We start from the raw sequence: 23,476 nt of genomic DNA, 5'->3' as shown, positions 1-23,476 counted from the left end.
CTGCGCGGGCTGAAGGACCGCTACGAGGTGCACCACGGCGTGCGCATCACCGACTCCGCGCTGGTGGCCGCGGCCACGCTGTCCGACCGCTACATCACCGCGCGGTTCCTGCCGGACAAGGCCATCGACCTCGTCGACGAGGCCGCCAGCCGGCTGAAGATGGAGATCGACTCGCGCCCGGTGGAGATCGACGAGGTCGAGCGCCTGGTGCGCCGCCTCGAGATCGAGGAGATGGCGCTGGCCAAAGAAGAGGACGAGGCATCCAAGGAGCGGCTGGAGAAGTTGCGCGCCGAGTTGGCCGACCAGAAGGAGAAGCTGGCCGAGCTGACCACCCGGTGGCAGAACGAGAAGAACGCGATCGACGTCGTCCGCGAGCTCAAGGAACAGCTGGAGACGCTGCGCGGGGAGTCCGAGCGCGCCGAGCGCGACGGTGACCTGGCCAAGGCCGCCGAGCTGCGCTATGGGCGCATCCCCGAGGTGGAAAAGAAGCTCGACGCGGCGCTGCCCCAGGCCAAGGCCCGCAACAACGTGATGCTCAAGGAGGAGGTCGGGCCCGACGACATCGCCGAGGTGGTGTCGGCGTGGACCGGCATCCCGGCCGGCCGGATGCTCGAAGGCGAGACCTCCAAGCTGCTGCGCATGGAAGACGAGCTGGGCAAGCGCGTGGTGGGGCAGACGAAGGCTGTGCAGGCCGTTTCTGATGCGGTGCGGCGTGCTCGCGCCGGGGTCGCCGACCCCAACCGGCCCACCGGTTCGTTCATGTTCCTGGGGCCCACCGGCGTCGGCAAGACCGAGCTGGCCAAGGCGCTGGCCGACTTCCTGTTCGACGACGAACGCGCGATGGTCCGCATCGACATGAGTGAATACGGCGAGAAGCACTCGGTGGCGCGTCTGGTCGGCGCCCCGCCCGGCTACATCGGCTACGACCAGGGTGGTCAGCTGACCGAGGCGGTGCGGCGACGCCCGTACACGGTGATCCTGTTCGACGAGATCGAAAAGGCGCACCCGGACGTGTTCGACGTCCTGCTGCAGGTGCTCGACGAGGGCCGGCTCACCGACGGGCAGGGCCGCACCGTCGACTTCCGCAACACGATCCTCATCCTGACGTCCAACCTGGGATCGGGTGGCAGCGAGGAGCAGGTGATGGCCGCGGTCCGCTCGGCGTTCAAGCCCGAGTTCATCAACCGGCTGGACGACGTGATCATCTTCGACGGGCTCAACCCCGAAGAACTGGTGCAGATTGTCGACATCCAGCTCGCGCAGCTGGCCAAGCGGCTGGCGCAACGGCGGCTGCAGCTGGAGGTGTCGCTGCCGGCCAAGCGCTGGCTGGCGCAGCGCGGGTTCGACCCGGTCTACGGCGCCCGGCCGTTGCGCCGGCTCGTCCAGCAGGCCATCGGCGACCAGCTGGCCAAGATGCTGCTCGCCGGAGACGTGCACGACGGGGACGTGGTGCCCGTCAACGTCAGTCCGGACGGCGACTCGCTGGTTCTGGGTTAAGTCAGGCTCGAGCGTGAATCCTGGGCTTTGAGTGGGCGTGCAGGGCGGGAAAATCGCGTAAATCCCGCCGCCAGCTCACACTCAAAGCCGTCAGCGCACACGGCTCGAGGGGGACCTGACCCCACGGGACACCGGGTTCGTCCTGTGATGGGGTTGTAACCTGGTCACATTGTCTAATCCGCGCCGACAGCGGATACCCTGTGTGGGATGGTCCCCCTCTGGTTCACGCTGTCTGCGCTGTGCTTTGTCGGTGCGGCGGTATTGCTGTACGTCGATATCGATCGACGGCGGGGGCGCAGCAGGCGCCGTAAATCGTGGGCGCGGTCGCACGGCTTCGACTACGAACGTGAATCGACCGACATCCTGAAGCGCTGGAAGCGCGGGGTGATCTCGACGGTGGGCGATGTCCCCGCCCACAATGTCGTGCTGGGCCAGATCCGCGGCGAGGCGGTCTACATCTTCGACGTCGACGAAGTCGCCACGGTGATCGCGCTGCACCGCAAGGTGGGCACCAACGTCGTCGTCGACCTGCGCCTCAAGGGGCTGAAAGAGCCTCGGGAGAGCGACATTTGGCTGTTGGGCGCGATCGGGCCGCGAATGGTGTATTCGACCAATCTGGACGCGGCCCGGCGGGCCTGTGACCGGCGTATGGTCACCTTCGCGCACACCGCACCCGACTGCGCCGAGATCATGTGGAACGAGCAGAACTGGACGTTGGTCGCCATGCCGATCTCGAGCACGCGCGCCCAGTGGGACGAGGGCCTGCGCACCGTGCGCCAGTTCAACGACCTGCTGCGCGTGTTGCCGCCGATGCCCCAGGAGACCCCGCAGGAGGCGGGGGCGCCGGCGGCCCTGCGTAACGCGGCACCGAGCCGCCCCCTGGCACCCGCCGGTCGCCTGGAGTTGCCATCCAAGCGGCCGCAGCAGGACGTGTCGGGGTTGCTGGGCTCGGATGTTCCGGGCGCCCGCCGCCCCGAGCCGGTCCGCCGGGACGAGGGGCGCACGGAATCCCTTCGCCGCCCTCCGCCGAGCGGGCGCAACGGCCATCAGGCCAATAACTACCAGCGCTGATAGCGCACCGGGTGGGTGCGAGGCCGGTCAGTCCGCCGTCACTACACTGTCGCTCATGCCTCGCCCCGTAGCCCTGATCACCGGGCCGACGTCCGGGATCGGCGCAGGCCGCCGGGGGTTCGTGCGCACGGAATTCCACGCCGGGGCCGGGATGGACATGGCCAAGCTGCCCCGCGGCCTGATGCGTACCGCAACGAAACGAGTCGGCGGTCGTGACCGGAGCTGACCCGCGCGCGGAGCTGGCCGACCTGGTGCGACGGCTGTCGGTGGTGCACGGCCGGGTGACGCTGTCGTCGGGCAAGGAGGCCGACTACTACGTCGACCTGCGCCGCGCCACGCTGCACCACCGGGCCTCCGCGTTGATCGGCACGCTGCTGCGCGAACTCACCGCCGACTGGGACTACGCCGTCGTCGGCGGCCTCACCCTGGGCGCCGACCCGGTCGCAACCGCCGTCATGCACGCGCCCGGGCGGCCCATCGACGCGTTCGTCGTGCGCAAGTCGGCGAAAACCCATGGACTGCAACGCCTTATCGAGGGATCCGAGGTCGCCGGCAGGCGTGTCCTGGTGGTGGAGGACACCAGCACCACGGGAGCCTCGGCGCTGACGGCCGTGCGCGCCGTCCGGGACGCCGGTGCCGAGGTGGTCGGGGTGGCCACCGTTGTGGACCGCGCCACCGGCGCCGCCGAGGCCATCAAGGCCGAGGGGCTGTTGTACCGCAGCGTGCTGGGCCTGGCCGATCTGGGGCTGGGCTAGGGCCGCGAGCGGATCGTCGCATGCATGCGTTGTCACAGGTGCCACATAGGCCTCTCGAGCGGGCGACCGTCGTTGTGCCCGCCTCGCAGCGACAAAAGCCCACATCGCCCCGCAGCCGCAGTTGTCGCTGCGAGGCGGGCAAGCCGTCGCCCGCGCCTTCGAGCGACGCCCGTGGCGAATGTGACTGATGTCAACTAGATTCGGGCGCCTGACGCGCGTCGTGTGCGTTTTCATCGCCGCGGCGGCCTGTCTCATGGGCTGTTCGGGCTCCAGCCATCCTGTCCGGCCCTATGGCGCGCAGGGCGCGCGGCTCGGTGAATCGCTGGCACTGCTGGGCTGGAACATGTCGGTGTCGAACCTGCGCTGGGACGGCGATTACGTGCTGGTCGACGTCGACGCGTCACCCACCGATCCGCATGGGCCGCACGCCAAGCCCGACGACATTCGCTTTGGGCTCTACGGCGCGCTGGCGCACCCGATGGAGGCGGCCGGTCTGGGCAGCTGCGACAACGCGGCCGGCGTACACGACATCCAACACCCGCTGTCGGCGCCCCCCGACCGGCTCGCGGGCACGGTTTGCCTTGGGCCGCTTAAGGATCGGAGCCAGGTCCGCGGGGTGTACGGCTACTCGCCGCGCGACCGGATCCCGAACACGTCGGCGGCCTACCCGGCGGCGTTTCCGGTGGGGTTGCTGCCGACCAACGCCAACGACACCGGCCTGGTGGTCAAGACCATCAGCCTGTCGGCCTGGCGCGCCGACGGCGCCCCGGTGACCAAGGCGCAGCTCGGCGACCCCGCCGCGTTCAACGGCAACGGCTACATGCTGCTGGGTTTGGAAACCTCCGCCCTCGCGGACCGGTATCGCGACGATTCCGCCAAGCGCGGTGGACCGCTGATGCTGCTGACGTCGCCGACCCTGCCCGGCCGGGGCTTGAACCCGGCCTGCGCGATGTACGGGTCGTCGGTGCTGATCCTGCCCGACGCGTCGTTGGACTCGGTGCGCGTCAACGCGTCGCTGTGCACCCAGGGCGAGATCAACGAGGCGCTGCTGTACGCGACGGTGGCGGTCGACGGCACCCACGCCGGGGTGTGGACCCAGCGATGAGCGAACCCGGGCCCACCGAATGGGGAACGACGGCCGGCGGCGTCGGGCCGTGGCGGGGCGATCTTCCCGACGACCCGCGATATGAGCCAAACCTGTTGCACGACGGCGACACTCGCAACGTCGTCGACGCCTACCGGTACTGGGCCCGCGAAGCGATCATCGCCGACATCGACCTGCGCCGTCACCCGCTGCATGTGGCGATCGAGAACTTCGGCCACGACGCCAACATCGGCTCGGTGGTGCGCACCGCCAACGCCTTCGCGGTCGACACCGTGCACATCGTCGGGCGGCGGCGCTGGAATCGCCGCGGCGCGATGGTGACCGACCGGTATCAGCGGCTGTGTCATCACGACAGCACGGCCGGGCTGCTGGAGTTCGCCGCGGGCGCCGGTCTGACCGTGGTCGCCGTGGACAACGTCCCGGGCGCGGGGCGGCTGGAGGAGACCGCGCTGCCGCGCGAGTGCCTGATGGTGTTCGGTCAGGAAGGTCCGGGCATCACCGACGACATCCGGGCCGGCGCGGCGCTCACGGTGTCGATCGCCCAGTTCGGCTCGACGCGCAGCATCAACGCCGGCGTCGCCGCCGGGATCGCGATGCATGCCTGGGTTCGGCAGCACGCGGACCTGACGCGCGCCTGGTAGCGGCGTTGAGTGTGAACCCCCCACCTTGAGTGTGTGCTGGCGGCGAGATTTCGGCGATTTTTGCGCCCGGGATGCACACGGAAAGCCCTAGGCGCACACCCGATGCGTCGCTAGCTCCACAGCGTTACGTGGACCTTCGGGCGGAATCGGGTCACGCCGACGCCGCTTCCGCGGATCATCGCCTGGGTGCACCGCGGCGTAGTGATGAACCGGACGAGTTCGGACACGGCGGGTTGGCGCACCGACGGCCCCAACGTCGCCGCACACCACTCGCCCCACCTGTCCAGGCCGGGCCCGGTCGCGCGGGTCAACCGCCTGGCCGCGAGGTCCTTGGCGACGGCGAAACCGATCGTCAGCGAGACACCGCCAACCCGCTGAACCTCTTCGAGCGCGGCGGCGTCGCTCTGGAAGATCCGCTGGTGTGACTCCGGAATTGCTAAGTTACGCAACATCTTTGCGATCTCGCCGTCCACGCCGCCCGCGGCCGGGCCGAGCATCCATTGCTGCTGGCGCAGCACGGCCGGCGTCGGAATACCCGCGGCCAGTGGGCTGTTCGGCGGCACGACGGTGATGATTTGGTATTTCAGGAAGGGCCGCACGAAGATCGCGTCGTCGGGACCGAGCGAACCTTCGCCGGCCGGGCCGATCGCGATGTCGACGGCGCGCGAGCAGATCAAATCGCGGAACCGGCTCGTCGGATGCACGCTCAGCTCCACCGACAGGTCGTCGGCCCGCGACGAGAACAGCTCGATCAGCCCGGGCGCGGCGTGCTCGGCGAACGCGGTGGACGCGGCGATCCGCAGCAGCCGGCGGCCGTGGGCGGCCTCGGTGACCTCGATCGCGGTTTGTTGCTGCAGGCCCAGGATTTCGACCGCGCGGCTGGCCAGCCGCAGGCCGCCGGGCGTGAACGCCAGCCCCGCGCCCGTCCTGGTGAACAGCGGGTCGTCGAGTTCCTTGCGCAGCGCCGCCACGAGCATCGAGACGCCGGCGTCGGAGACACCCAACTCCGCCGCGGCGGCACGCACCGAGCCCAGGCGCACCACCGCCGAATAGGCCCGAAGTTGAGCCGGAGTCATGTAAGGAGCCTAATTTAGGAGAGTGCGTGACGTCCTTGCCGAGCTGATATCGATCTGGCGCGCCGGCGACACCGCGGGCGTGGGCACGGTGGTGCGCACCTTCCGGTCGGCGCCGCGCCCGCCGGGGGCCTCGATGGTGGTGGCGCCGGACGGTTCGGTGACGGGGTCGGTGTCGGGCGGCTGCGTGGAGGGCGCGGTCTACGAACTCGCCACCGAGGTCGCCAAGACCGGGACGCCGCGGCTGGAACGTTACGGGGTCAGCGACGACGACGCGTTCGCGGTCGGGTTGACATGCGGCGGCGTCATCGACGTCTTCGTCGAGTCGATGTCGCAATCGACGTTTCCCGAACTCGGCGCGGTGGCCGACGACGTCGGCGAGCACCGCCCGGTGGCGGTCGCGACCGTCATCGCGCATCCCGACGCTCGGTGGGTCGGACGCCGGGCGGTCGTCCGGCCGGATGCGCTGGACGGATCGCTGGGTTCGGCGCGTGCCGACGCCGCGGTTGCCGACGACGCGCGCGGCCTGCTGGCGGTGGGCCGCAGCGACGTCCTCAAGTACGGGCCCGACGGACAGCGGCTGGGCGAAGGCATGGAGGTGTTCGTCTCCAGCTACGCGCCGCGCCCGCGGATGCTGGTGTTCGGCGCCATCGATTTCGCCGCGGCCCTGGCCCAGCAGGGATCGTTCCTCGGGTACCGGGTCACCGTCTGCGACGCCCGAGAGGTGTTTGCCACGCCGGTGCGCTTCCCGACCGCCGATCACGTCGTCGTCGATTGGCCCCACCGCTATCTCGCCGCCGAGGCGCGTGCGGGCGCCGTCGACGGCAGCACGGTGATCTGCGTGCTCACCCACGACCCGAAGTTCGACGTCCCCGTTCTCGAGGTGGCGCTGCGGCTTCCCCAGGTCGGCTATGTGGGGGCGATGGGATCGCGCCGCACCCATGACGACCGGATGGACCGGCTGCGGGCCGCGGGGCTGACCGACGCCGAGCTGAGCCGGTTGTCCAGCCCCATCGGACTGGACCTCGGCGCCCGCACCCCCGAGGAAACGGCGGTGTCGATCGCCGCCGACATCATCGCCAAGCGCTGGGGTGGCGTGGGCCGTCCGCTGACCGAGACCGCCGGTCGGATCCACCACGACGCACCGGACCCGCAGGTAGCGGGCAGTTCAGCGATTACTTAACTCGCTATTGACGCTGCGGTCAGGCGGGCTGAGACTGAGGGCCCGTCGCCGAAGTGAGGTGCGTCACATGCAGGTGCCCGGACCCTTTGAATACGAACGTGCAACCAGCGTCGACCACGCCGTCGGACTGCTGGATCGGTTGGGGGAGGGGGCGCGCGTGATCGCCGGCGGGCACAGCCTGCTGCCGATGATGAAGCTGCGCATCGCCAACCCGGAATACCTCGTCGACATCAACGACCTGGCACCCGAGCTCGGATACGTGATCACCGATCCGACCCTGGTGCGCGTCGGCGCCATGACCCGCCACCGCGAGATCCTGGAGTCCGACACCCTGGCCGCCGTGTGCCCGATCTTCCGCGACGCGGAACGGGTGATCGCCGACCCGGTGGTCCGCAATCGCGGCACCCTGGGCGGCTCGCTGTGCCAGGCGGATCCGGCCGAGGATCTGGTGACGGTCTGCGGCGTGCTGGACGCGGTGTGCCTGGCCCGCGGTCCCTCGGGTGAGCGCAAAATACCGATCGACGATTTCGTCGCGGGGCCCTACGAGACCACCCTGGCGCACAACGAAATCCTGGTCGAGGCCCGAATCCCGGTGCGGCTCAACACGTCCAGCGCCTACGCCAAAGTGGAGCGCCGGGTCGGCGACTGGGCGGTGACGGCGGCCGGGGCGGCCGTCACCCTCGACGGTCCCGCAATTGCCGCCGCGCGGGTGCGCCTGACCGCTGTCAACCCCGACCCGGCCGCGCTGGCCGAGCTGTCGGCGGCCCTGGTCGGCCGGCCGGCCACCGACGAGGTGTTCGCCGAGGCGGGTCGCCGCGCCGCCGCGGCCTGCGAGCCGGTGACCGATGTCCGCGGCACCGCCGACTACAAGCGGCATCTGGCCTCCGAACTCACCATCCGCACGTTGCGCACGGCGGCCGAACGGGTGCGCAACCAGCCTGCACCGGAAGGGAACTAATCATGCAGGTGAACATGACCGTCAACGGCGAACAGGTGACCGCCGACGTCGAACCCCGGATGCTGCTGGTGCACTTCCTGCGGGATCAGTTGCGGCTCACCGGAACCCATTGGGGGTGCGACACCAGCAACTGCGGAACATGCGTCGTCGACGTGGATGGCGTGCCGGTGAAGTCCTGCACGATGCTGGCCGTGATGGCATCCGGCCACAGCGTGCGGACCGTAGAAGGACTAGCGGGGTTGGACGGCCAGCTGGACCCGGTGCAAGAAGGGTTCATGCGGTGCCACGGGCTGCAATGCGGCTTCTGCACACCGGGAATGATGATCACGGCCCGCGCCCTCCTGGATCGCGACCCCAACCCCGACGAGGAGTCCATCCGGGAGGCGATATCCGGACAGATCTGCCGCTGCACCGGATACACCACGATCGTGCGCTCCATCCAATGGGCCGCTTCCCACGCCGCCCCCGCGGAGGCGACATCATGACCACGATCGAATCCCGGCCGCCAGCGCCGGACGGACGTCCGGAAGATTCAGTCGACAACGACCAAAAGCCGTGCGGCCACGGCCGGATGCTACGCAAGGAGGATCCGCGCTTCATCCGCGGTCGCGGCACCTACGTCGACGACGTCGCGCTGCCGGGCATGCTGCACCTCGCCATCCTGCGCTCGCCCTACGCGCACGCCCGCATCGCCGGCATCGATGTGACTGCGGCCCTTGCCCATCCGAAGGTCAAAGCCGTGGTGACGGGCGCCGACCTGGCCGAGAAGGGCCTGGCCTGGATGCCGACGCTGTCCAACGACGTGCAGGCCGTGCTGGCCACCGACAAGGTGCGCTTCCAGGGCCAGGAGGTCGCGTTCGTCGTTGCTGAGGACCGGTATTCGGCCCGCGACGCGCTCGAGTTGATCGACGTCGACTACGACCCGCTGGATCCGGTCATAGATGTCAGGCGTGCGCTCGACTCGTCCGCGCCGGTGATCCGCACCGACCTCACCGGCAAGACCGACAACCACATCTTCGACTGGGAGACCGGCGACGCCGCCGCCACCGACGCGGCGTTCGCCAATGCCGACGTCGTGGTCAAGCAGGAGATCGTGTACCCGCGGGTGCACCCCGCGCCGATGGAAACCTGCGGCGCGGTAGCCGATTTGGACCCGGTGACCGGCAAGCTGACGCTGTGGACCACCTCGCAGGCGCCGCACGCGCACCGCACGCTGTACGCGTTGGTCGCCGGCCTGCCCGAACACAAGATCCGGGTGATCTCGCCCGACATCGGCGGCGGCTTCGGCAACAAGGTGCCGATCTATCCCGGTTATGTGTGCGCGATCGTCGGCTCGCTGCTGCTGGGCAAGCCGGTGAAATGGATGGAGGACCGCAGCGAAAACCTGACGTCCACCAGCTTCGCCCGCGACTACATCATGGTCGGCGAGATCGCGGCCCGGGGCGACGGCAAGATGCTGGCGATCCGGTCGACCGTGCTGGCCGATCACGGCGCGTTCAACGGCCAGGCGGCGCCGACGAAATACCCGGCCGGGTTCTTCGGGGTGTTCACCGGTAGCTACGACCTCGACGCCGCGTACTGCCACATGACCGCCGTGTACACCAACAAGGCGCCGGGCGGGGTGGCCTACGCCTGCTCGTTCCGCATCACCGAGGCGGTGTACTTCGTCGAGCGACTGGTGGACTGCCTGGCGTTCGAGCTCAAGATGGACCCGGCCGAGCTGCGGCTGCGAAACCTGTTGCGGCCGGACCAGTTTCCGTATCAGAGCAAGACCGGCTGGACCTACGACTCGGGTAACTACGAGGCCACCATGCGCAAGGCCATGGAGATGATCGGCTACGACGCGCTGCGGGTCGAACAGAAGGAGCGGCGGGCGCGCGGCGAACTGATGGGCATCGGGATGTCGTTTTTCACCGAGGCCGTCGGCGCCGGACCGCGCAAGGACATGGATATCCTCGGCCTGGGCATGGCCGACGGATGCGAGTTGCGCGTGCACCCGACCGGCAAAGCCGTTGTGCGGCTATCGGTTCAGAGTCAGGGGCAGGGTCACGAGACGACTTTCGCGCAGATCGTCGCCGAGGAGCTCGGCATCCCGCCCGACGACATCGAGGTGGTGCATGGCGACACCGATCAGACTCCGTTCGGGCTGGGCACCTACGGCAGCCGGTCGACGCCGGTGTCGGGCGGGGCAGCGGCGCTGGTGGCTCGCAAGGTGCGCGACAAGGCGAAGATCATCGCCTCGGGCATGCTCGAGGTTTCGGTCGCCGACTTGGAGTGGGAGAAGGGCTCTTTCCACGTCAAGGGTGACCCGTCGGCGTCGGTGACGATCCAGGACATCGCGATGCGGGCGCACGGTGCCGGCGATCTGCCCGACGGCATCGAGGGCGGCCTGGACGCCGAGGTCTGCTACAACCCGGAGAACCTGACGTACCCCTACGGCGCGTATTTCTGTGTGGTGGATGTCGATCCGGGCACCGCGGTGGTCAAGGTGCGACGCTTCCTGGCCGTGGACGACTGCGGCACCCGTATCAACCCGATGATCATCGAGGGCCAGGTGCACGGCGGCATCGTCGACGGCATCGGGATGGCGTTGATGGAGATGATCGCGTTCGACGACGATGGCAATTGCCTCGGCGGATCGCTGATGGACTACCTGATCCCCACCGCGGTCGAGGTGCCGCATCTGGAGACCGGTTACACGGTGACGCCGTCGCCGCACCACCCGATCGGGGCGAAGGGTATCGGCGAATCGGCCACCGTGGGATCGCCCCCGGCGGTGGTGAATGCGGTGGTGGATGCGTTGGCGCCGTTCGGGGTTCGGCACGCCGATATGCCGTTGACGCCCTCCCGGGTGTGGGAGGCGATGCAAGGTAGAGCGAGGCCCCCGATCTGATGACGATCAGCGAGCGGGCTCAGGAGTTGTTGGCGGCACGGACACCGTTCGTGCACGCGACCGTGGTGCGGGCCCAGCCGCCCACCTCGTCCTATCCGGGCGACGAGGCAATCCTGTTGGCGGACGGCACAATCGAGGGCTTTGTCGGCGGCCAGTGCGCGCAGAACTCCGTCCGCAAGGCGGGTCTGGGCGCGCTGCAGGCCGGCGAGAGCGTTTTGTTGCGAGTGCTTCCCGACGGCGACGTGCACTTCCCCGAGGCCCCCGGCGCCTGCGTCGTCGTCAACCCGTGCCTGTCCGGCGGGTCGCTCGAGATCTTCCTGACGCCGCAGCTGCCGGCCCCGCTGATCCGGATCTACGGGACCACACCGATCGCCGACGCGCTGGCGCAACTGTGCGGGCTGCTGGGGTATGACGTGCGGCGGGCTGACGATCTGGCCGACACCACTGCGGTCGTGATCGCCAGCCATGGCGGGCCTGAAGCCGAAACCATCCGCGCGGCACTGGATCACGGCATCGGCTACATCGGCCTGGTGGCCAGCAAGGTTCGCGGCGCCGCGATCCTGGACTCGCTCGACCTCTCCTTGGGCGAGCGGGCGCGGGTGCACACCCCGGTCGGACTGGCCATCGGCGCCAAGACCCCCTCCGAGATCGCGGTCTCGATCGCGGCCGAACTCATCGCCGGGATCCGCGGCGCCGGCCTGGTGCGCGCGATTGTCCCGGAGGGCGCCCCGGCGGAGGCGGTGGATCCGGTGTGCGGCATGACGGTGACGATCGGGCCCGACGCCGAGCACCTGCGGCTGGCCGGCGCGGACTATTGGTTCTGCGGCCCGGGATGCCGCGCCGCGTTCGCGAACCGGCCAGTCGGCGCATGAATGCGCCGCCGGTCACCGGTGTCGTGCTGGCGGCCGGCGGTTCGCGCAGGTTGGGGACGCCCAAACAGCTTCTGCCGTACCGGGATACGACCCTGCTTGGCGCGACTCTGGACGTCGCCCGTGGCGCCGGGTTCGACCAGCTCATCGTCACGCTCGGCGGCGCCGCCCAAGCGGTGCGGGATGCGGTGCCGCTGGACGGGGCCGAGGTGGTCGCGGTCGAGGACTTCGGGATCGGGTGTTCGGCCTCGCTGCGCGCCGCGCTCGAGCGGGTCGACCCGCGGGCCGCCGGCATCGTACTGATGCTCGGCGATCAGCCCGGTGTCGAGCCCGCCACGCTGAAGCGGATGATCGAACAAGGACCAAGCACCGACATCATGGTGTGCCGCTACGACGACGGGATCGGGCATCCATTCTGGCTGAGCCGTGGCCTGTTCGGCGAACTGCGTCGGCTGCACGGCGATAAGGGGGTGTGGAAGCTCGTGGAATCGCGCCGCCGCGAGGTGCGCGAACTCGCGTCCGACGGTCCCGTTCCGCTCGACGTCGACACTTGGGACGACTACCAGCGGCTGGTGAAGTCGCCGTGATCTTCAGCCACGTCGCGGACGTGATCGCGCGATTCGACGCGCACGACTACCTGCTCGATATGGGAACGGCGTCGGCGATCTATCTGGCGGTCACGCTCGGCCGGCCGCTGCTGCTGGAGGGCGAACCCGGGGTCGGCAAGACAACGGCGGCGAAAACCCTTGCGGCGGTGCTGAACACCCCGCTGGTCAGATTGCAATGCTACGAGGGATTGACCGCCAGCGAGGCGCTGTACGACTGGAACTATCAACGCCAGCTGCTGTCCATCCGGCTGGCCGAAGCCCGCGGTACCGGGATCGAAGAAGGGGACCTCTATACCGAGACCTACCTGGTCGATCGGCCCATCCTGCGGTGTGTGCGACATCGCGGGCCGACGCCGCCGGTGCTGCTGATCGACGAAATCGACCGTGCCGACGACGAATTCGAGGCGCTGCTGCTGGAGTTCCTCGGTGAATCCGCGGTCACGGTCCCCGAGCTGGGCACCTTCGTCGCCGAGCGCCCACCGATCACGGTACTGACCTCCAACCGCAGCCGTGACCTGCACGACGCGCTGCGCCGCCGCTGCCTGTACCACTGGATCGACTACCCTGAGCCGGCCCGGGCCGCCGCGATCGTCCGCCGGACGGTACCCGGGGCGACGGCGCCGTTGATCGAGCACGCCACCCAATTCATCGGGCGCACACGCGATCTCGACCTGGATAAGCCGCCGGGAGTGGCCGAGACGATCGACTGGGTCGCCGCGCTGGTGTCCCTGGGCGTGGCCGACCTGGTCGACGCGGCGGCGTCGGGCGCACTGGCCAGCCTGGGGGCGCTGGCCAAGACCCCGGACGACCGTACTCTGATTCGCGACGCGTACCACACTTTTGCTGAGCCGCACATGAGAGGAACCACAGCATGAAGATCGCCAACCAGTTCATCGTCAGCGCGCCCATCGAGCAGGCCTGGGACGTGCTGTGCGATCTGGAGCAGGTGATCCCGCTGATGCCGGGGGCGCAGCTGACCGGCCACGAGGGCGACGACTACCTCGGCAAGGTCAGGGTCAAGGTCGGGCCGGTCACCAGCGAGTTTAGCGGCAAGGTGCGTTTCGTCGAGCTGGACCGCGACCAACTTCGCGCGGTCATCGACGGCAAGGGCAAGGAGTCGAGGGGCACCGGTAACGCGGCCGCCACGGTCACCGCCCAGCTGCAGGCGGACGGGGAGCGCACCAGCGTCACCGTCGACACCGATCTCAAGATCGTCGGCAAGCTGGCCCAGTTCGGCAGCGGCATGCTGCAGCAGGTTTCGGAGAAGCTGCTGGGCCAGTTCGTGGAATCGCTGGAGGCCGAACTGGCCTCAAAGAACGCACCCGCCCCGCCAAGCCCCGCCGCAACGGAATCCGCTCCCGACCCGCGCTATGCGGCCCCCGCGGCCGAGCCCGAGCCCATCGATCTGCTCGATCTCGCCGGCGGCGACCAGCTCAAGAAGTACGGCGCGGCGGCGGTGGTCGTGCTCGCCGTGCTGGTGCTGATCTGGGTGCTGCGCCGCAGAGGTTAGCGGCTCATGAGCACCCCACTGCTGTTGCGCGGCGTCGATCTGGCGGCGTTCGCGGCCGCCCTGGTGGCGCGCCTGCGCGGCGCGGGGGTGCTGGTATCCGCCAATGGTCAGGCCGGCTTCGTGCAGGCGCTGCGGCAGCTGGTGCCGGACACCACGTCGGCGCTGTATTGGGCGGCCAGGCTGACCCTGGTCAACCGGATGGAAGACCTGGACGCCTTCGACTCCGTCTTCGCCTTGGCGTTCGGGACAGCGCGGCCCGACGGCGCAATGGGTCCCGAGCCCGTCCTGCCCCTGCCCGGCCCCACGACGCCCGCGGCCGGCACGGTGCGGCAAGCGGGAGGCGCATCGAAGGCCGGCGCGCGCAAGCTGCCCTGGGCCACCCGCGCCGACGCCGACGCCGACGGCGCGGCGGAAACGAGCGTCCTACTGCCGGATCTGTTGCCCAGCCGCATCGCCGCGCGCGCCGACGAACCGTTCGACCGCTTCGATCCCGACGACCTTCGCCTGCTCGGCTCCTGGCTGGAGGCGACCGTCGCGCGCTGGCCCCGCCGCCGCAGCATGCGCTTCGAGCCCAGCGTCGGTGGCAAGCGCATCGACCTGCGTGCCACGATGAACGCCTCGCGCGAAACCGGCTGGGAATCGGTGATCCTGGCGCGAACGCGGCCCCGCCGCCGGCCGAGGCGGGTCGTCCTGGCCTGCGACGTGAGCCGCTCAATGCAGCCGTACGCCGCGGTCTACCTGCATCTGATGCGGGCGGCCGCGCTGCGCCAGGCGCGCATCCGGCCGGAGGTCTTCGCGTTTTCGACGTCGCTGACCCGGCTCACGTCGGTGCTGTCGCACCGCTCGGCCGAGGTGGCGCTGCAGAAAGCCAACGCGAAAGTCACCGACCGCTACGGCGGCACGTTCATCGGCCGCAGCGTCGGCGCCCTGCTGGCCCCGCCGCACGGCAACGCGCTGCGCGGCGCGGTGGTGATCATCGCCTCCGACGGCTGGGACAGCGATCCGCCCGACGTGCTCGCCCACGCGATGGCCCGGTTGCGCCGCCGCGCCGCGATGCTGGTGTGGCTCAATCCCCGTGCGGCGCAAGGCGAATTCCAGCCGCTGGCCGGGTCGATGGCCGCGGCCCTGCCCTATTGCGACCTGTTCTTGCCGGCGCACTCGTTGACCGGGCTGCGCGAGTTGCTCATGGCCTTGACGCGGCCGCGGCTATCAATCGCGCCGTAACGGGTATCAGAGAGTTCATGGGAGTCAGCACGGAAACCGAGCTCCCCCGGGAGCAACTGTCCGGCCCACCCCGCGGACAGCACCAATGGCTGGTACTGGCGGTCATCGGCATCGCGCAGTTGATGGTGGTGCTCGACACCACGATCGTCAATATCGCGTTGCCCTCCGCCCAGGGGGCCCTGCATTTCGGCACCGAGAGCAGGCAATGGGTCATCACCGCCTACTCGCTGGCGTTCGGCAGCTTACTGCTGTTGGGCGGGCGACTGTCCGATATCGTCGGGCGGCGCCGCACGTTGTTGATCGGCCTGCTCGGGTTTGCCCTGGCCTCGGCGGTCGGTGGTGCGGCGAGCGGTTTTGCGGTCCTGTTGGCAGCGCGGGCATTCCAGGGTGTCTTCGCGGCGGTGCTGGCACCGGCGGCCCTGTCCACTCTCAACGTCACCTTCACCGACGCCAAACAGCGCGGCCAGGCGTTCGCCGTTTACGGCGCGATCGCCGGCGGAGGGGCGGTCGCAGGGTTGTTGCTCGGCGGCGCGCTGACCGAGTGGCTGTCGTGGCGGTGGTGTCTGTATGTGAACCTGGTTTTCGCGGTCGTCGCCGCCGCGGGGGTGCTGGCAGTCGTTCCGGCAAGAGGCAACCGCGGCAGTGTGGTCCGGCTCGACTGGCCCGGCGTCATCACTGGCTCAGGAGGCCTGTTCTGCCTGGTTTATGGCTTGGCCAACGCCGAAACCCACAGCTGGAGCGCGACTTTAACCATTGTGATGTTCATCGCCAGCGGCCTGCTGCTGATCGCATTCGCGGTGATCGAGGCGCGGGTCGCCGCCCCGTTGCTGCCGCTGCAGATTGTTACAGACCGCAACCGGGTCGGTGCGTATCTGGCCATCATGGTGGCCTTTTGCAGTATGTTCAGCGCCTTCCTGTTTCTGACCTACTATGCCCAGCAAAACCTCGGCTACAGCCCGCTGAAGACGGGCGTCGCGTTTTTGCCGCTGGCCGGCGGTGTCGCGGTGGCGGCCGGGGTGGCCAATGCGCGCTTGATTCCGCGGTTGGGCCCCCGCCGCGTGGTTCCGCCCGGGATGCTCATCGCCGCCGGCGGCATGTTTTGGCTGGCCCACCTGGATATCCATTCCACCTATGCGGGCGATGTGCTGGGGCCGCTTCTGGCCCTTGGCGTGGGCTTGGGGCTGACCTTCGCGCCGGCGATCGCGACCGCCACCGCGGGTGTTACCGGCGAGGACGCCGGCGTCGCGTCGGCGATGGTCAACACCAGCCAGCAGATCGGCGGGGCAATCGGAACGGCCGCGCTCTCTACGATTTTCGCGTCGGCTGTCAGCCGCTACATGACCGGCCATGGCCCGCCAGCCCCTACGCTGCGCGCCGCCGCCGCGATCCATGGCTACGACGTCGCGTTCAGTGTCAGTTGCGGGCTGTTCCTGGCCGGCGCGGTAGTCACCGCACTGATGCTGCGGCGTGAACTCCCCGAGGGCGGCAAACCAGCTGACGACGCAGCGACTGAAGACAAGCAGACTCAGCCGGGGGCGAGGCCGACGCCGCCCGACCGCGAGCGGGGTGACGGCAAATCCGACCTCCTCGCCGCGCTGCTCGACTCCGGAATCGACCGACAGGCCGCTGGGATCATCGTCGAGCTGGAGCGGCGGGTCGCGCGCTTGGAGGCTTCGCGGCCTACCGGTCCGGTGACACCAGTGCGCGAGCACCACCTGCCGGCACAGCCGCGGCCGTCGTCACCCTCGCGCAAGCGCGAACTAATTGGCATGGGCCCCAAGCTGTTTGGGATGATAATGGGCATAGCGCTGATCGCGGCGGCCATAACGGCGGCGGCGTTGCATGGATCGCGATCGTACGGTGAGGGCGTACCGAGCTGCTTTGCCGTCACAAAACCACATGTCGTGCATTACCGGCCCGGCACCCTCAACCAACTGATCACCGCGCCCGACTGCGAAGCCGTCGCGGGACGTTAATGCGCCAACGGATCCCAGAGCGCCGCATGGTCAATCGGGCATCGCGGCGATGAGCTGCTCGGCGGTCAAGGGCAGCGAGCGCACCCGGACGCCGAGCGCGTGGTAAACGGCGTTGGCGATCGCGGCGGCCGTCGGGCCCTGGGCGCACTCGCCTATCCCCAGGGGTGGATTGCCTTGCCCGGCAATGAGTTCAACCTCGACGGCGGGCACTTCGGAGAACCGCAGGATGGGGTAGGTCTCCCAGGTGTCGCTGGTGACGTTGAACCCGTCGAAACGCACCCGCTCCTTCAGCGTCCAGCTGGTGGCCTGCACCGCGCCGCCCTCGATCTGGTTGGCCGCGCCGTCGGGATTGATGACCAGCCCCGCATCGACCCCGATGGTCAGCCGGCGCACCCGGACGTCGTCGACCGCCTCGACCTCGGCGACGACAGCGCAGTAGGCGGCCGAATTCTTGTACCGCGCATACCCGATGCCGTGGCCGACCGAGCCTTCCGGTAAGCGCGGTGCACGTCCCGTCCAGCCGGCCCGCGACGCCGCCGCCCGCAACACCGCCCGTCCGCGCGGATCCGACAAATGCGCCAACCGGAATTCGACGGGATCGCGGCCCGCGGCCACCGCCAGCTCGTCCATGAACGACTCCGCCGCAAAGACATTGACGAAGGCGCCCAGTGACCGCAGCGCCGAGGTGCGCAGCGGCATCTCGGTCAGCAGGTGGTTGATCACCCGGTAGGCCGGGAAGTCGTAGCCCGGCACGGCGTTGCGCCCGGTGCCGCCGCCGGATTCGACCGGCGGCTCGCCGCCGGCCCGGATCGGCTCACCCCCGGCCCGGTCGCCGGCCGCCAGGAATGCGGTCGTCGGCGTTGTCCCGGGGCGGCCCATGTAGCTGCCGCTCCAAATCTCGTGGCACCAGTCAACGACGCTGCCGTCGTCGGCGCAGTCGGCGGTGATCTCGACGACTGCCGCGGGACCGAAAGGCGCCCAAGCCAATTCGTCGTGGCGCGACCAGACCAGGTGCACCGGCCGCCCGGGTGTCGCCTGCGCCAGCAATGCGGCGTCCATGGCGGCGTCGTCGGCGCCGTTGTGCCCGTAGCACCCGGCTCCCTCGACATGGCGCACGACCACGCGGTCGGCCGGGAGGTCAAGCGCCGCGGCCAATTCGCGCCGCAGCACGTGCACGCCCTGGCTGTGTGACCAGACTTCCAGGCGGCCGTCGGTGTGCGCGAGCGCCGCCGCGGCGGACGGGCCGATCGAGGCGTGCGCCAGGTACGGCCGGTGGTAGCGGGCCGAATGCGATCGCGTGGAGCCGGTAGACGCCGCGGCATCTTTGGACGCGAGCACCGAGGTGTCGGCCGCCGCCGACAGGAGAAACGCCGGAAGGTCGTCCTCGCCGGGCAGGGTCGGGCGCTGGTCCCAGCGGGTGTCATCGCGCAGCCGCTCGGCGGCGCGCACCGCGACTTCCTCGCGTTCGGCGATCACACCGAGGAACTCGCCGTCGCGCACGATGGTGATCACGCCGGGCAGCGCAAGGGTCGGGCCGGTATCGACGCCGCGCAGTTTGGCCCCGCGCGAGGGCGGCCGCACCACCCTCCCGTATGCCTGGCCGTCGAGCGTGAGGTCGTGCAGGTAGCGCGGCCGCCCGGTCAGTTTGTCGGGCAGGTCCAGCCGCGCGACGTCGGTGCCGACGACCGCGTACTCCGACTCCGGCTTGGGTGCCGCGGCTCCGGTGGCCGCCCGGTCCAGCAAGGAGTCGTCGGCGAGTTCCCAATAACTCGTGACCGATCCGTTGGGGCCGGTGAACTCGCCGTCGGCGACGTCCAACTCGTCGGGAGCCACGGCCAGCTTGGCCGCCGCGGCGTCGAGATAGATCGCCCGCGCCTCGGCGCACACCTGGCGCAGCGCCGCCCCCGACTGCTGGATCGACCGGCTGCCCGCGGTGAAGCCCTCGTCGGGGCTGCGATCGGTGGCCGCCGCGACCATCTGCACGCGCGCGACGTCCACGTCGAGTTCCTCGGCGGCGATCTGCGCCAGCGCCGTCAACACGCCCTGGCCCAGTTCCACCTTGCCGGAGCGAACCTCCACGACGCCGTTCGCGCCGATCCAAATCCACTGGGCCAGGATGGGATTGGCGGCCAGCGACTCCGGCAGGTCAGGCATCGGTGGACCCCCGCATCTCGGCCCCGGCGCTGCGCACCGCCGCAACCACGCGATTGTGCGAGCCGCACCGACACAGGTTGGCGTCCAGGGCGGCGCGGACCTCGGCCTCCGTCGGGTCGTGGTTGGCGGCCAGCAGCGCCGCGGCCGCCACCACGATGCCCGTCATGCAATACCCGCACTGCGCCGCCTGCCCGGCCACCAGTGCGCGCGCCACCGGGTGTGGCCGTCCGTCGTCGCCCAGGCCTTCGACGGTGCGGATCGACTTGTCGGCTACCGACCACAGCGGGGTGTTGCACGAGTACACGAGACGGCCGTCGGCGAGCACGAAACACGCGCCGCACAACCCCACCCCGCAGCCGAACCGGGTGCCCTTGAGGTTCAGGTGGTTGCGCAATACGTACAGCAGCGGGGTGTCGTCCTCGGCATCGACCTCGTGGCGCTGCCCGTTAACCGTCACATCTTTCATGACTCCAGCATCCTCGGGTGTCGAGTGTGCGCCCCGGGTGTTGAGTGTGCGACGCGGGCGGGATCGCGGCGAATTTCCCACTCTGGGCGCACGCGCAACGCCGAGACCGCACACTCGGCGAACACTCCACTAGGGCAGGATCGGCAGGTATGGATCAGCTATGGGCCAACCGGGCGGCCAGCTGCGAAGCCGCTGTCGCGCAACGACACCTGAAACGGCTTTGGGCGCTGCCCGGAACCCAGCTGGGGGTGGTGGCCTGGCCGGCGGCGCGGCGGGACCGGCTGTTCGGCACCTGGCACTACTGGTGGCAGGCGCACTTGCTGGATTGCCTGGTCGACGCGCAACTGCGCGATCCGCGGCCGGAGCGGCGCACCATGATCAACCGCCAGGTCCGCTCGCACCGGTTGCGCAACAACCTCTCGTGGACCAACAGCTATTACGACGACATGGCGTGGCTGGCGCTGGCGCTGGAACGCGCCGCCCGCATCGCCGGCGTCACGCGGCGGCGCGCGCTGCCGAAGCTGGCCGACCAGTTCGTCAAGGCCTGGGTGCCCGAGGATGGCGGCGGCATCCCGTGGCGCAAGCAGGACCAGTTCTTCAACGCCCCGGCCAACGGCCCGGCGGGAATCTTCCTCGCCCGTTACGGCGATCGGCTGAAACGGGCCGACCAGATGAGCGACTGGATCGACCGCACGTTGATCGACCCGGAAACGCACCTGGTGTTCGACGGCATCAAGGCCGGCTCGCTGGTCCGCGCGCAGTACACCTACTGCCAGGGCGTGGTGCTGGGCCTGGAAACGGAGCTCGCCGCGCGCACCGGCGCGGAAGCCAGAGCCCGGCATCAGGCGCGGGTGCACCGGCTGGTCGCGGCGGTCGGCGAGCGCATGGCGCCCTCGGGTGTGCTGCGGGGCTCCGGCGGCGGCGACGGCGGCCTGTTCGCCGGCATCACCGCCCGCTACCTCGCACTGGTCGCCACGACCCTGCCGGGTGACTCCGCCGACGATGCCGTGGCCCGCGACGCCGCGCGCACCATCGTGCTGTCGTCGGCGAAATCGGCCTGGGAATACCGGCAAACGGTGAACGGGCTGCCGCTGTTCGGCGCGTTCTGGGACCGCGACGCGGAGCTGCCCAACGCGGGGGGAAAGGAGGCGGAGTTCGTCGAGGGCGCGGTCAACGCTTCCGAGATTGCCGAGCGGGATCTGTCGGTTCAGCTTTCCGGCTGGATGCTGATGGAGGCCGCAGGTAACGTCACCGCCGTGAGCGAGACATGAGCGAACTCAGCGGCGGCTGGATCCCGGACGAGGCAACGCTTGCCGATGCCAACCTCACTCGCTTCATGGCCTGGCTCGCCGAGACCGATCGCGGCGAGTACGGCGACTACCACGAACTCCTACGCAAGTCGGTAGACGACATCGAATGGTTTTGGGACGCCGTCTGGAATTTCTTCGACATCCAGTCGAACAGCCCCCCGCGCGCGGTGCTGGGCGAGCGTTCCATGCCGGGCACCGAGTGGTTTCCCGGCGCCACGATCAACTACGCCACCGAGGTGTTCCGGCACGCCACCGACGCGCGCCCGGCCGTGGTCGTCGCAGGCGAAGACGGCTCGAGCGAGTGGTCGTGGGCGCGGCTGCAGCGGGAGACGGCGGCGTTCGCCGCCTACCTGCGCAACCTCGGCGTCAAGCCCGGGGACGCCGTCGTCGGGTACCTGCCCAACGTCGCCGAGGCCGTCGTCGCCGCCCTGGCCGCGGCCAGCGTGGGCGCGATCTGGGCGGTGTGCAACCAGGACGTGGCCGTCGACGGCGTGATAGCCAGGCTGGGCCAGGTGGAGCCGGCCGTGCTGGTGGCCACCGATGGTTCTGTGTACGGCGGCAAGCGCATCGATCGGCTGGCCGAGCTGGCCACGATCCGCGCTGCCATGCCGACGCTGCGGGCCGCCGTGGTGGTGCCGCGGCTCGGGCTCGCGGTCGACGACGACGCCGTGCCGTGGGCCGCGGCGGTGGCAACGGATGCCGCCCTGGACATCACGCCGGTCCCGTTTGCGCACCCGCTGTGGGTGATGTTCTCGTCGGGGACGACCGGGAAGCCGAAGGGCATCGTGCACGGCCACGGCGGTGTCGTGCTGGAGCACCTGAAGTATCTGAGCCTGCAGCTGGACCTGCACCCGGATGACCGCTTCCTGTGGTACTCGTCCACCAGCTGGATGATGTGGAACCTGCTGTTGTCCGGGCTGCTGGTCGAAGCGACCATCGTGCTCTATGACGGCAGCCCAACGCATTTGAGCACCGATGGCCTCTGGCGGGTCGCCGCCGAGACCGGTGTCACGGTGCTCGGCGCCGGTGCGGGCTATCTATTGGCTTGTGCCAAACGGGAATTGAAGCCGGGCGCGGCGTATTCGCTGGATGCGCTGCGTGCGGTGGGATCCACCGGTTCGCCGCTGCCGGCGTCCGGATTCCGCTGGGTGCAGGAGGGGCTCGGCCGGTCGGTACCGGTGATTTCGATGAGCGGCGGCACCGATGTCTGCACGGCCTTCATCGGCGGTTGCTCGATCTTGCCGGTCGAGGCCGGCGAGCTGTCGTCCATCTGCCTGGGCGCGGCCATCGAAGCCTGGAATGGCCAGGGCCGCCCCGTCATCGGGGAAGAGGGCGAGCTGGCGCTGACGAAGCCGATGCCGTCGATGCCGGTGTCCTTCTGGAACGACGACGACGGCAGCCGGTATCGCGCCGCCTACTTCGACAAGTACCCCGGGGTCTGGTGTCACGGGGACTGGATCACCATCACCGACCGGGGATCCGTTGTGGTGCACGGCCGTTCGGACGCCACCCTGAACCGGATGGGCTTGCGGATGGGCAGCGCCGAGATCTACACGGCGGTCGAGCGCATGCCCGAGGTGCAGGACTGTCTGGTGGTCGGCGTCGAGCAGGACGACGGCGGCTACTGGATGCCGTTGTTCGTGGATTTGGCCGACGGCGTCGAGTTCGACGACGCGCTGCGGTCGAAGATCGTCGCGGAGATCCGTCGGCACGCCTCGCCGCGACACGTGCCCGACGACATCCTGGAGGTTCCGGGTATTCCGCGGACGTTGACCGGCAAGCGGCTGGAGATCCCGATCAAGCGCATCCTACTCGGAGCCGCCCCGGACCAGGCCGTGCAGCAGAGTTCGATCGACAGGCCCGAACTGCTAGACGCTTTCGTTGCGTACCGCAGAAGTCGGGTGTCCTGAGTCGGGTTCCTCGTCGGTCTTCTGGTCGGTCGTGGCAGTCGCGCGGCGGCGCCCCCGGTAGCCGCGCCAGGCGGCGACGAACGCGGGAATCAGCGACACGAACAGGATGGCCAGGATGATTTTTTCCAGGTTCTGGTGCACGAAGGGCATGGTGCCCAGGAAGTAGCCCGCCAGCGTCGCGCCACCACCCCACGCGATGCCGCCGACGATGTCGAACCCGAGGAACACCGGGTAGCGCATGTACGACACCCCGGCGACCACCGGGACGAACGT

General features: G+C 69.4%; 21 protein-coding genes and 1 pseudogene. 18 read left to right on the top strand and 4 right to left on the bottom strand.

Features of this window, described 5'->3' with window-relative positions:
- The 6 genes from JWP83_RS07010 to JWP83_RS06985 all read left to right on the top strand — a co-directional run.
- On the top strand, positions 1–1,497 hold a 1,497-nt coding region (locus JWP83_RS07010; protein ID WP_297727734.1), incomplete at its 5' end, for an AAA family ATPase.
- 207 nt (positions 1,498–1,704) lie between these two features.
- Positions 1,705–2,568 (top strand): trehalose monomycolate transport factor TtfA, encoded by an 864-nt coding sequence (gene ttfA, locus JWP83_RS07005; RefSeq protein WP_297727732.1) that lies wholly within the window; start codon positions 1,705–1,707, stop codon positions 2,566–2,568.
- A gap of 55 nt (positions 2,569–2,623) precedes the next feature.
- On the top strand, positions 2,624–2,794 hold the full coding sequence (locus JWP83_RS07000; protein WP_297727729.1) for a hypothetical protein: 171 nt from the start codon (positions 2,624–2,626) through the stop codon (positions 2,792–2,794).
- Positions 2,781–3,323 (top strand): orotate phosphoribosyltransferase, encoded by a 543-nt coding sequence (gene pyrE / locus JWP83_RS06995; protein ID WP_297727727.1) that lies wholly within the window; start codon positions 2,781–2,783, stop codon positions 3,321–3,323. The genes JWP83_RS07000 and pyrE overlap by 14 nt, the downstream gene beginning before the upstream one ends.
- Positions 3,324–3,576: 253 nt before the next feature.
- Positions 3,577–4,428: a hypothetical protein gene (locus tag JWP83_RS06990; RefSeq protein WP_297727737.1), complete on the top strand. Its 852-nt coding sequence runs from the start codon at positions 3,577–3,579 to the stop codon at positions 4,426–4,428.
- A complete protein-coding gene (locus JWP83_RS06985; RefSeq protein ID WP_297727724.1) occupies positions 4,425–5,069 on the top strand; it encodes an RNA methyltransferase in 645 nt (214 codons plus the stop codon). The genes JWP83_RS06990 and JWP83_RS06985 overlap by 4 nt, the downstream gene beginning before the upstream one ends.
- Before the next feature lie 110 nt (positions 5,070–5,179).
- Here JWP83_RS06985 and JWP83_RS06980 read toward each other — a convergent pair whose 3' ends face one another.
- Positions 5,180–6,145 carry a LysR family transcriptional regulator gene (locus tag JWP83_RS06980; protein ID WP_297727721.1) on the bottom strand — a complete coding sequence of 322 codons (966 nt, stop codon included), beginning with the start codon at positions 6,143–6,145 and terminating at the stop codon, positions 5,180–5,182.
- Positions 6,146–6,167: 22 nt separating this feature from the next.
- On the opposite strand from JWP83_RS06980, the gene JWP83_RS06975 reads away from it, so the two are divergent.
- From JWP83_RS06975 to JWP83_RS06930, 10 genes are all read left to right on the top strand, one after another.
- Complete coding sequence (locus tag JWP83_RS06975; RefSeq protein WP_297727718.1) at positions 6,168–7,325, top strand: XdhC family protein; 1,158 nt, start codon at positions 6,168–6,170, stop codon at positions 7,323–7,325.
- 67 nt (positions 7,326–7,392) lie between these two features.
- Entirely contained in the window at positions 7,393–8,283 is an 891-nt protein-coding gene (locus JWP83_RS06970) for a xanthine dehydrogenase family protein subunit M (RefSeq protein ID WP_297727716.1), read from the top strand.
- A 2-nt stretch (positions 8,284–8,285) separates the two neighbouring features.
- Positions 8,286–8,768, top strand: a complete 483-nt coding sequence (locus tag JWP83_RS06965) for a (2Fe-2S)-binding protein (protein WP_297727713.1) — start codon at positions 8,286–8,288, stop codon at positions 8,766–8,768.
- On the top strand, positions 8,765–11,176 hold the full coding sequence (locus JWP83_RS06960; RefSeq protein WP_297727710.1) for an aerobic carbon-monoxide dehydrogenase large subunit: 2,412 nt from the start codon (positions 8,765–8,767) through the stop codon (positions 11,174–11,176). Before JWP83_RS06965 ends, JWP83_RS06960 begins: the two co-directional genes overlap by 4 nt.
- Complete coding sequence (locus JWP83_RS06955; RefSeq protein ID WP_297727707.1) at positions 11,176–12,048, top strand: XdhC family protein; 873 nt, start codon at positions 11,176–11,178, stop codon at positions 12,046–12,048. Before JWP83_RS06960 ends, JWP83_RS06955 begins: the two co-directional genes overlap by 1 nt.
- Positions 12,045–12,632, top strand: coding sequence for a nucleotidyltransferase family protein (locus JWP83_RS06950; RefSeq protein ID WP_297727704.1), 588 nt, complete (start codon positions 12,045–12,047; stop codon positions 12,630–12,632). Before JWP83_RS06955 ends, JWP83_RS06950 begins: the two co-directional genes overlap by 4 nt.
- A complete protein-coding gene (locus JWP83_RS06945; protein WP_297727702.1) occupies positions 12,629–13,528 on the top strand; it encodes a MoxR family ATPase in 900 nt (299 codons plus the stop codon). Before JWP83_RS06950 ends, JWP83_RS06945 begins: the two co-directional genes overlap by 4 nt.
- On the top strand, positions 13,525–14,163 hold the full coding sequence (locus JWP83_RS06940) for an SRPBCC family protein (protein WP_297727700.1): 639 nt from the start codon (positions 13,525–13,527) through the stop codon (positions 14,161–14,163). Before JWP83_RS06945 ends, JWP83_RS06940 begins: the two co-directional genes overlap by 4 nt.
- A 6-nt stretch (positions 14,164–14,169) precedes the next feature.
- Entirely contained in the window at positions 14,170–15,387 is a 1,218-nt protein-coding gene (locus tag JWP83_RS06935) for a VWA domain-containing protein (RefSeq protein ID WP_297727696.1), read from the top strand.
- Between the two features lie 17 nt (positions 15,388–15,404).
- Positions 15,405–17,363, top strand: a complete 1,959-nt coding sequence (locus JWP83_RS06930; protein WP_297727693.1) for an MFS transporter — start codon at positions 15,405–15,407, stop codon at positions 17,361–17,363.
- Between the two features lie 30 nt (positions 17,364–17,393).
- Here the strand turns inward: JWP83_RS06930 and JWP83_RS06925 are convergent, their stop codons facing one another.
- Positions 17,394–19,517, bottom strand: coding sequence for a molybdopterin cofactor-binding domain-containing protein (locus JWP83_RS06925; RefSeq protein ID WP_297727690.1), 2,124 nt, complete (start codon positions 19,515–19,517; stop codon positions 17,394–17,396).
- On the bottom strand, positions 19,510–19,983 hold the full coding sequence (locus JWP83_RS06920; protein WP_297727687.1) for a (2Fe-2S)-binding protein: 474 nt from the start codon (positions 19,981–19,983) through the stop codon (positions 19,510–19,512). The genes JWP83_RS06925 and JWP83_RS06920 overlap by 8 nt, the downstream gene beginning before the upstream one ends.
- Positions 19,984–20,132: 149 nt before the next feature.
- Between JWP83_RS06920 and JWP83_RS06915 the strand changes: the two genes are divergently transcribed.
- Positions 20,133–21,254: a glycoside hydrolase family 76 protein gene (locus JWP83_RS06915; RefSeq protein ID WP_297727684.1), complete on the top strand. Its 1,122-nt coding sequence runs from the start codon at positions 20,133–20,135 to the stop codon at positions 21,252–21,254.
- Positions 21,251–23,203: an acetoacetate--CoA ligase gene (locus tag JWP83_RS06910; protein WP_297727681.1), complete on the top strand. Its 1,953-nt coding sequence runs from the start codon at positions 21,251–21,253 to the stop codon at positions 23,201–23,203. The genes JWP83_RS06915 and JWP83_RS06910 overlap by 4 nt, the downstream gene beginning before the upstream one ends.
- Here JWP83_RS06910 and JWP83_RS06905 read toward each other — a convergent pair.
- Positions 23,162–23,476: pseudogene (locus JWP83_RS06905) on the bottom strand (DedA family protein); the annotation flags it as partial. The gene JWP83_RS06910 and the pseudogene JWP83_RS06905 sit on opposite strands and share 42 nt — an antisense overlap.

Source organism: Mycobacterium sp. (genome assembly GCF_025965855.1).
In the GTDB taxonomy this organism is placed as follows: Bacteria; Actinomycetota; Actinomycetes; order Mycobacteriales; family Mycobacteriaceae; genus Mycobacterium.
This window is presented reverse-complemented; position numbering and strand designations above follow the sequence as displayed.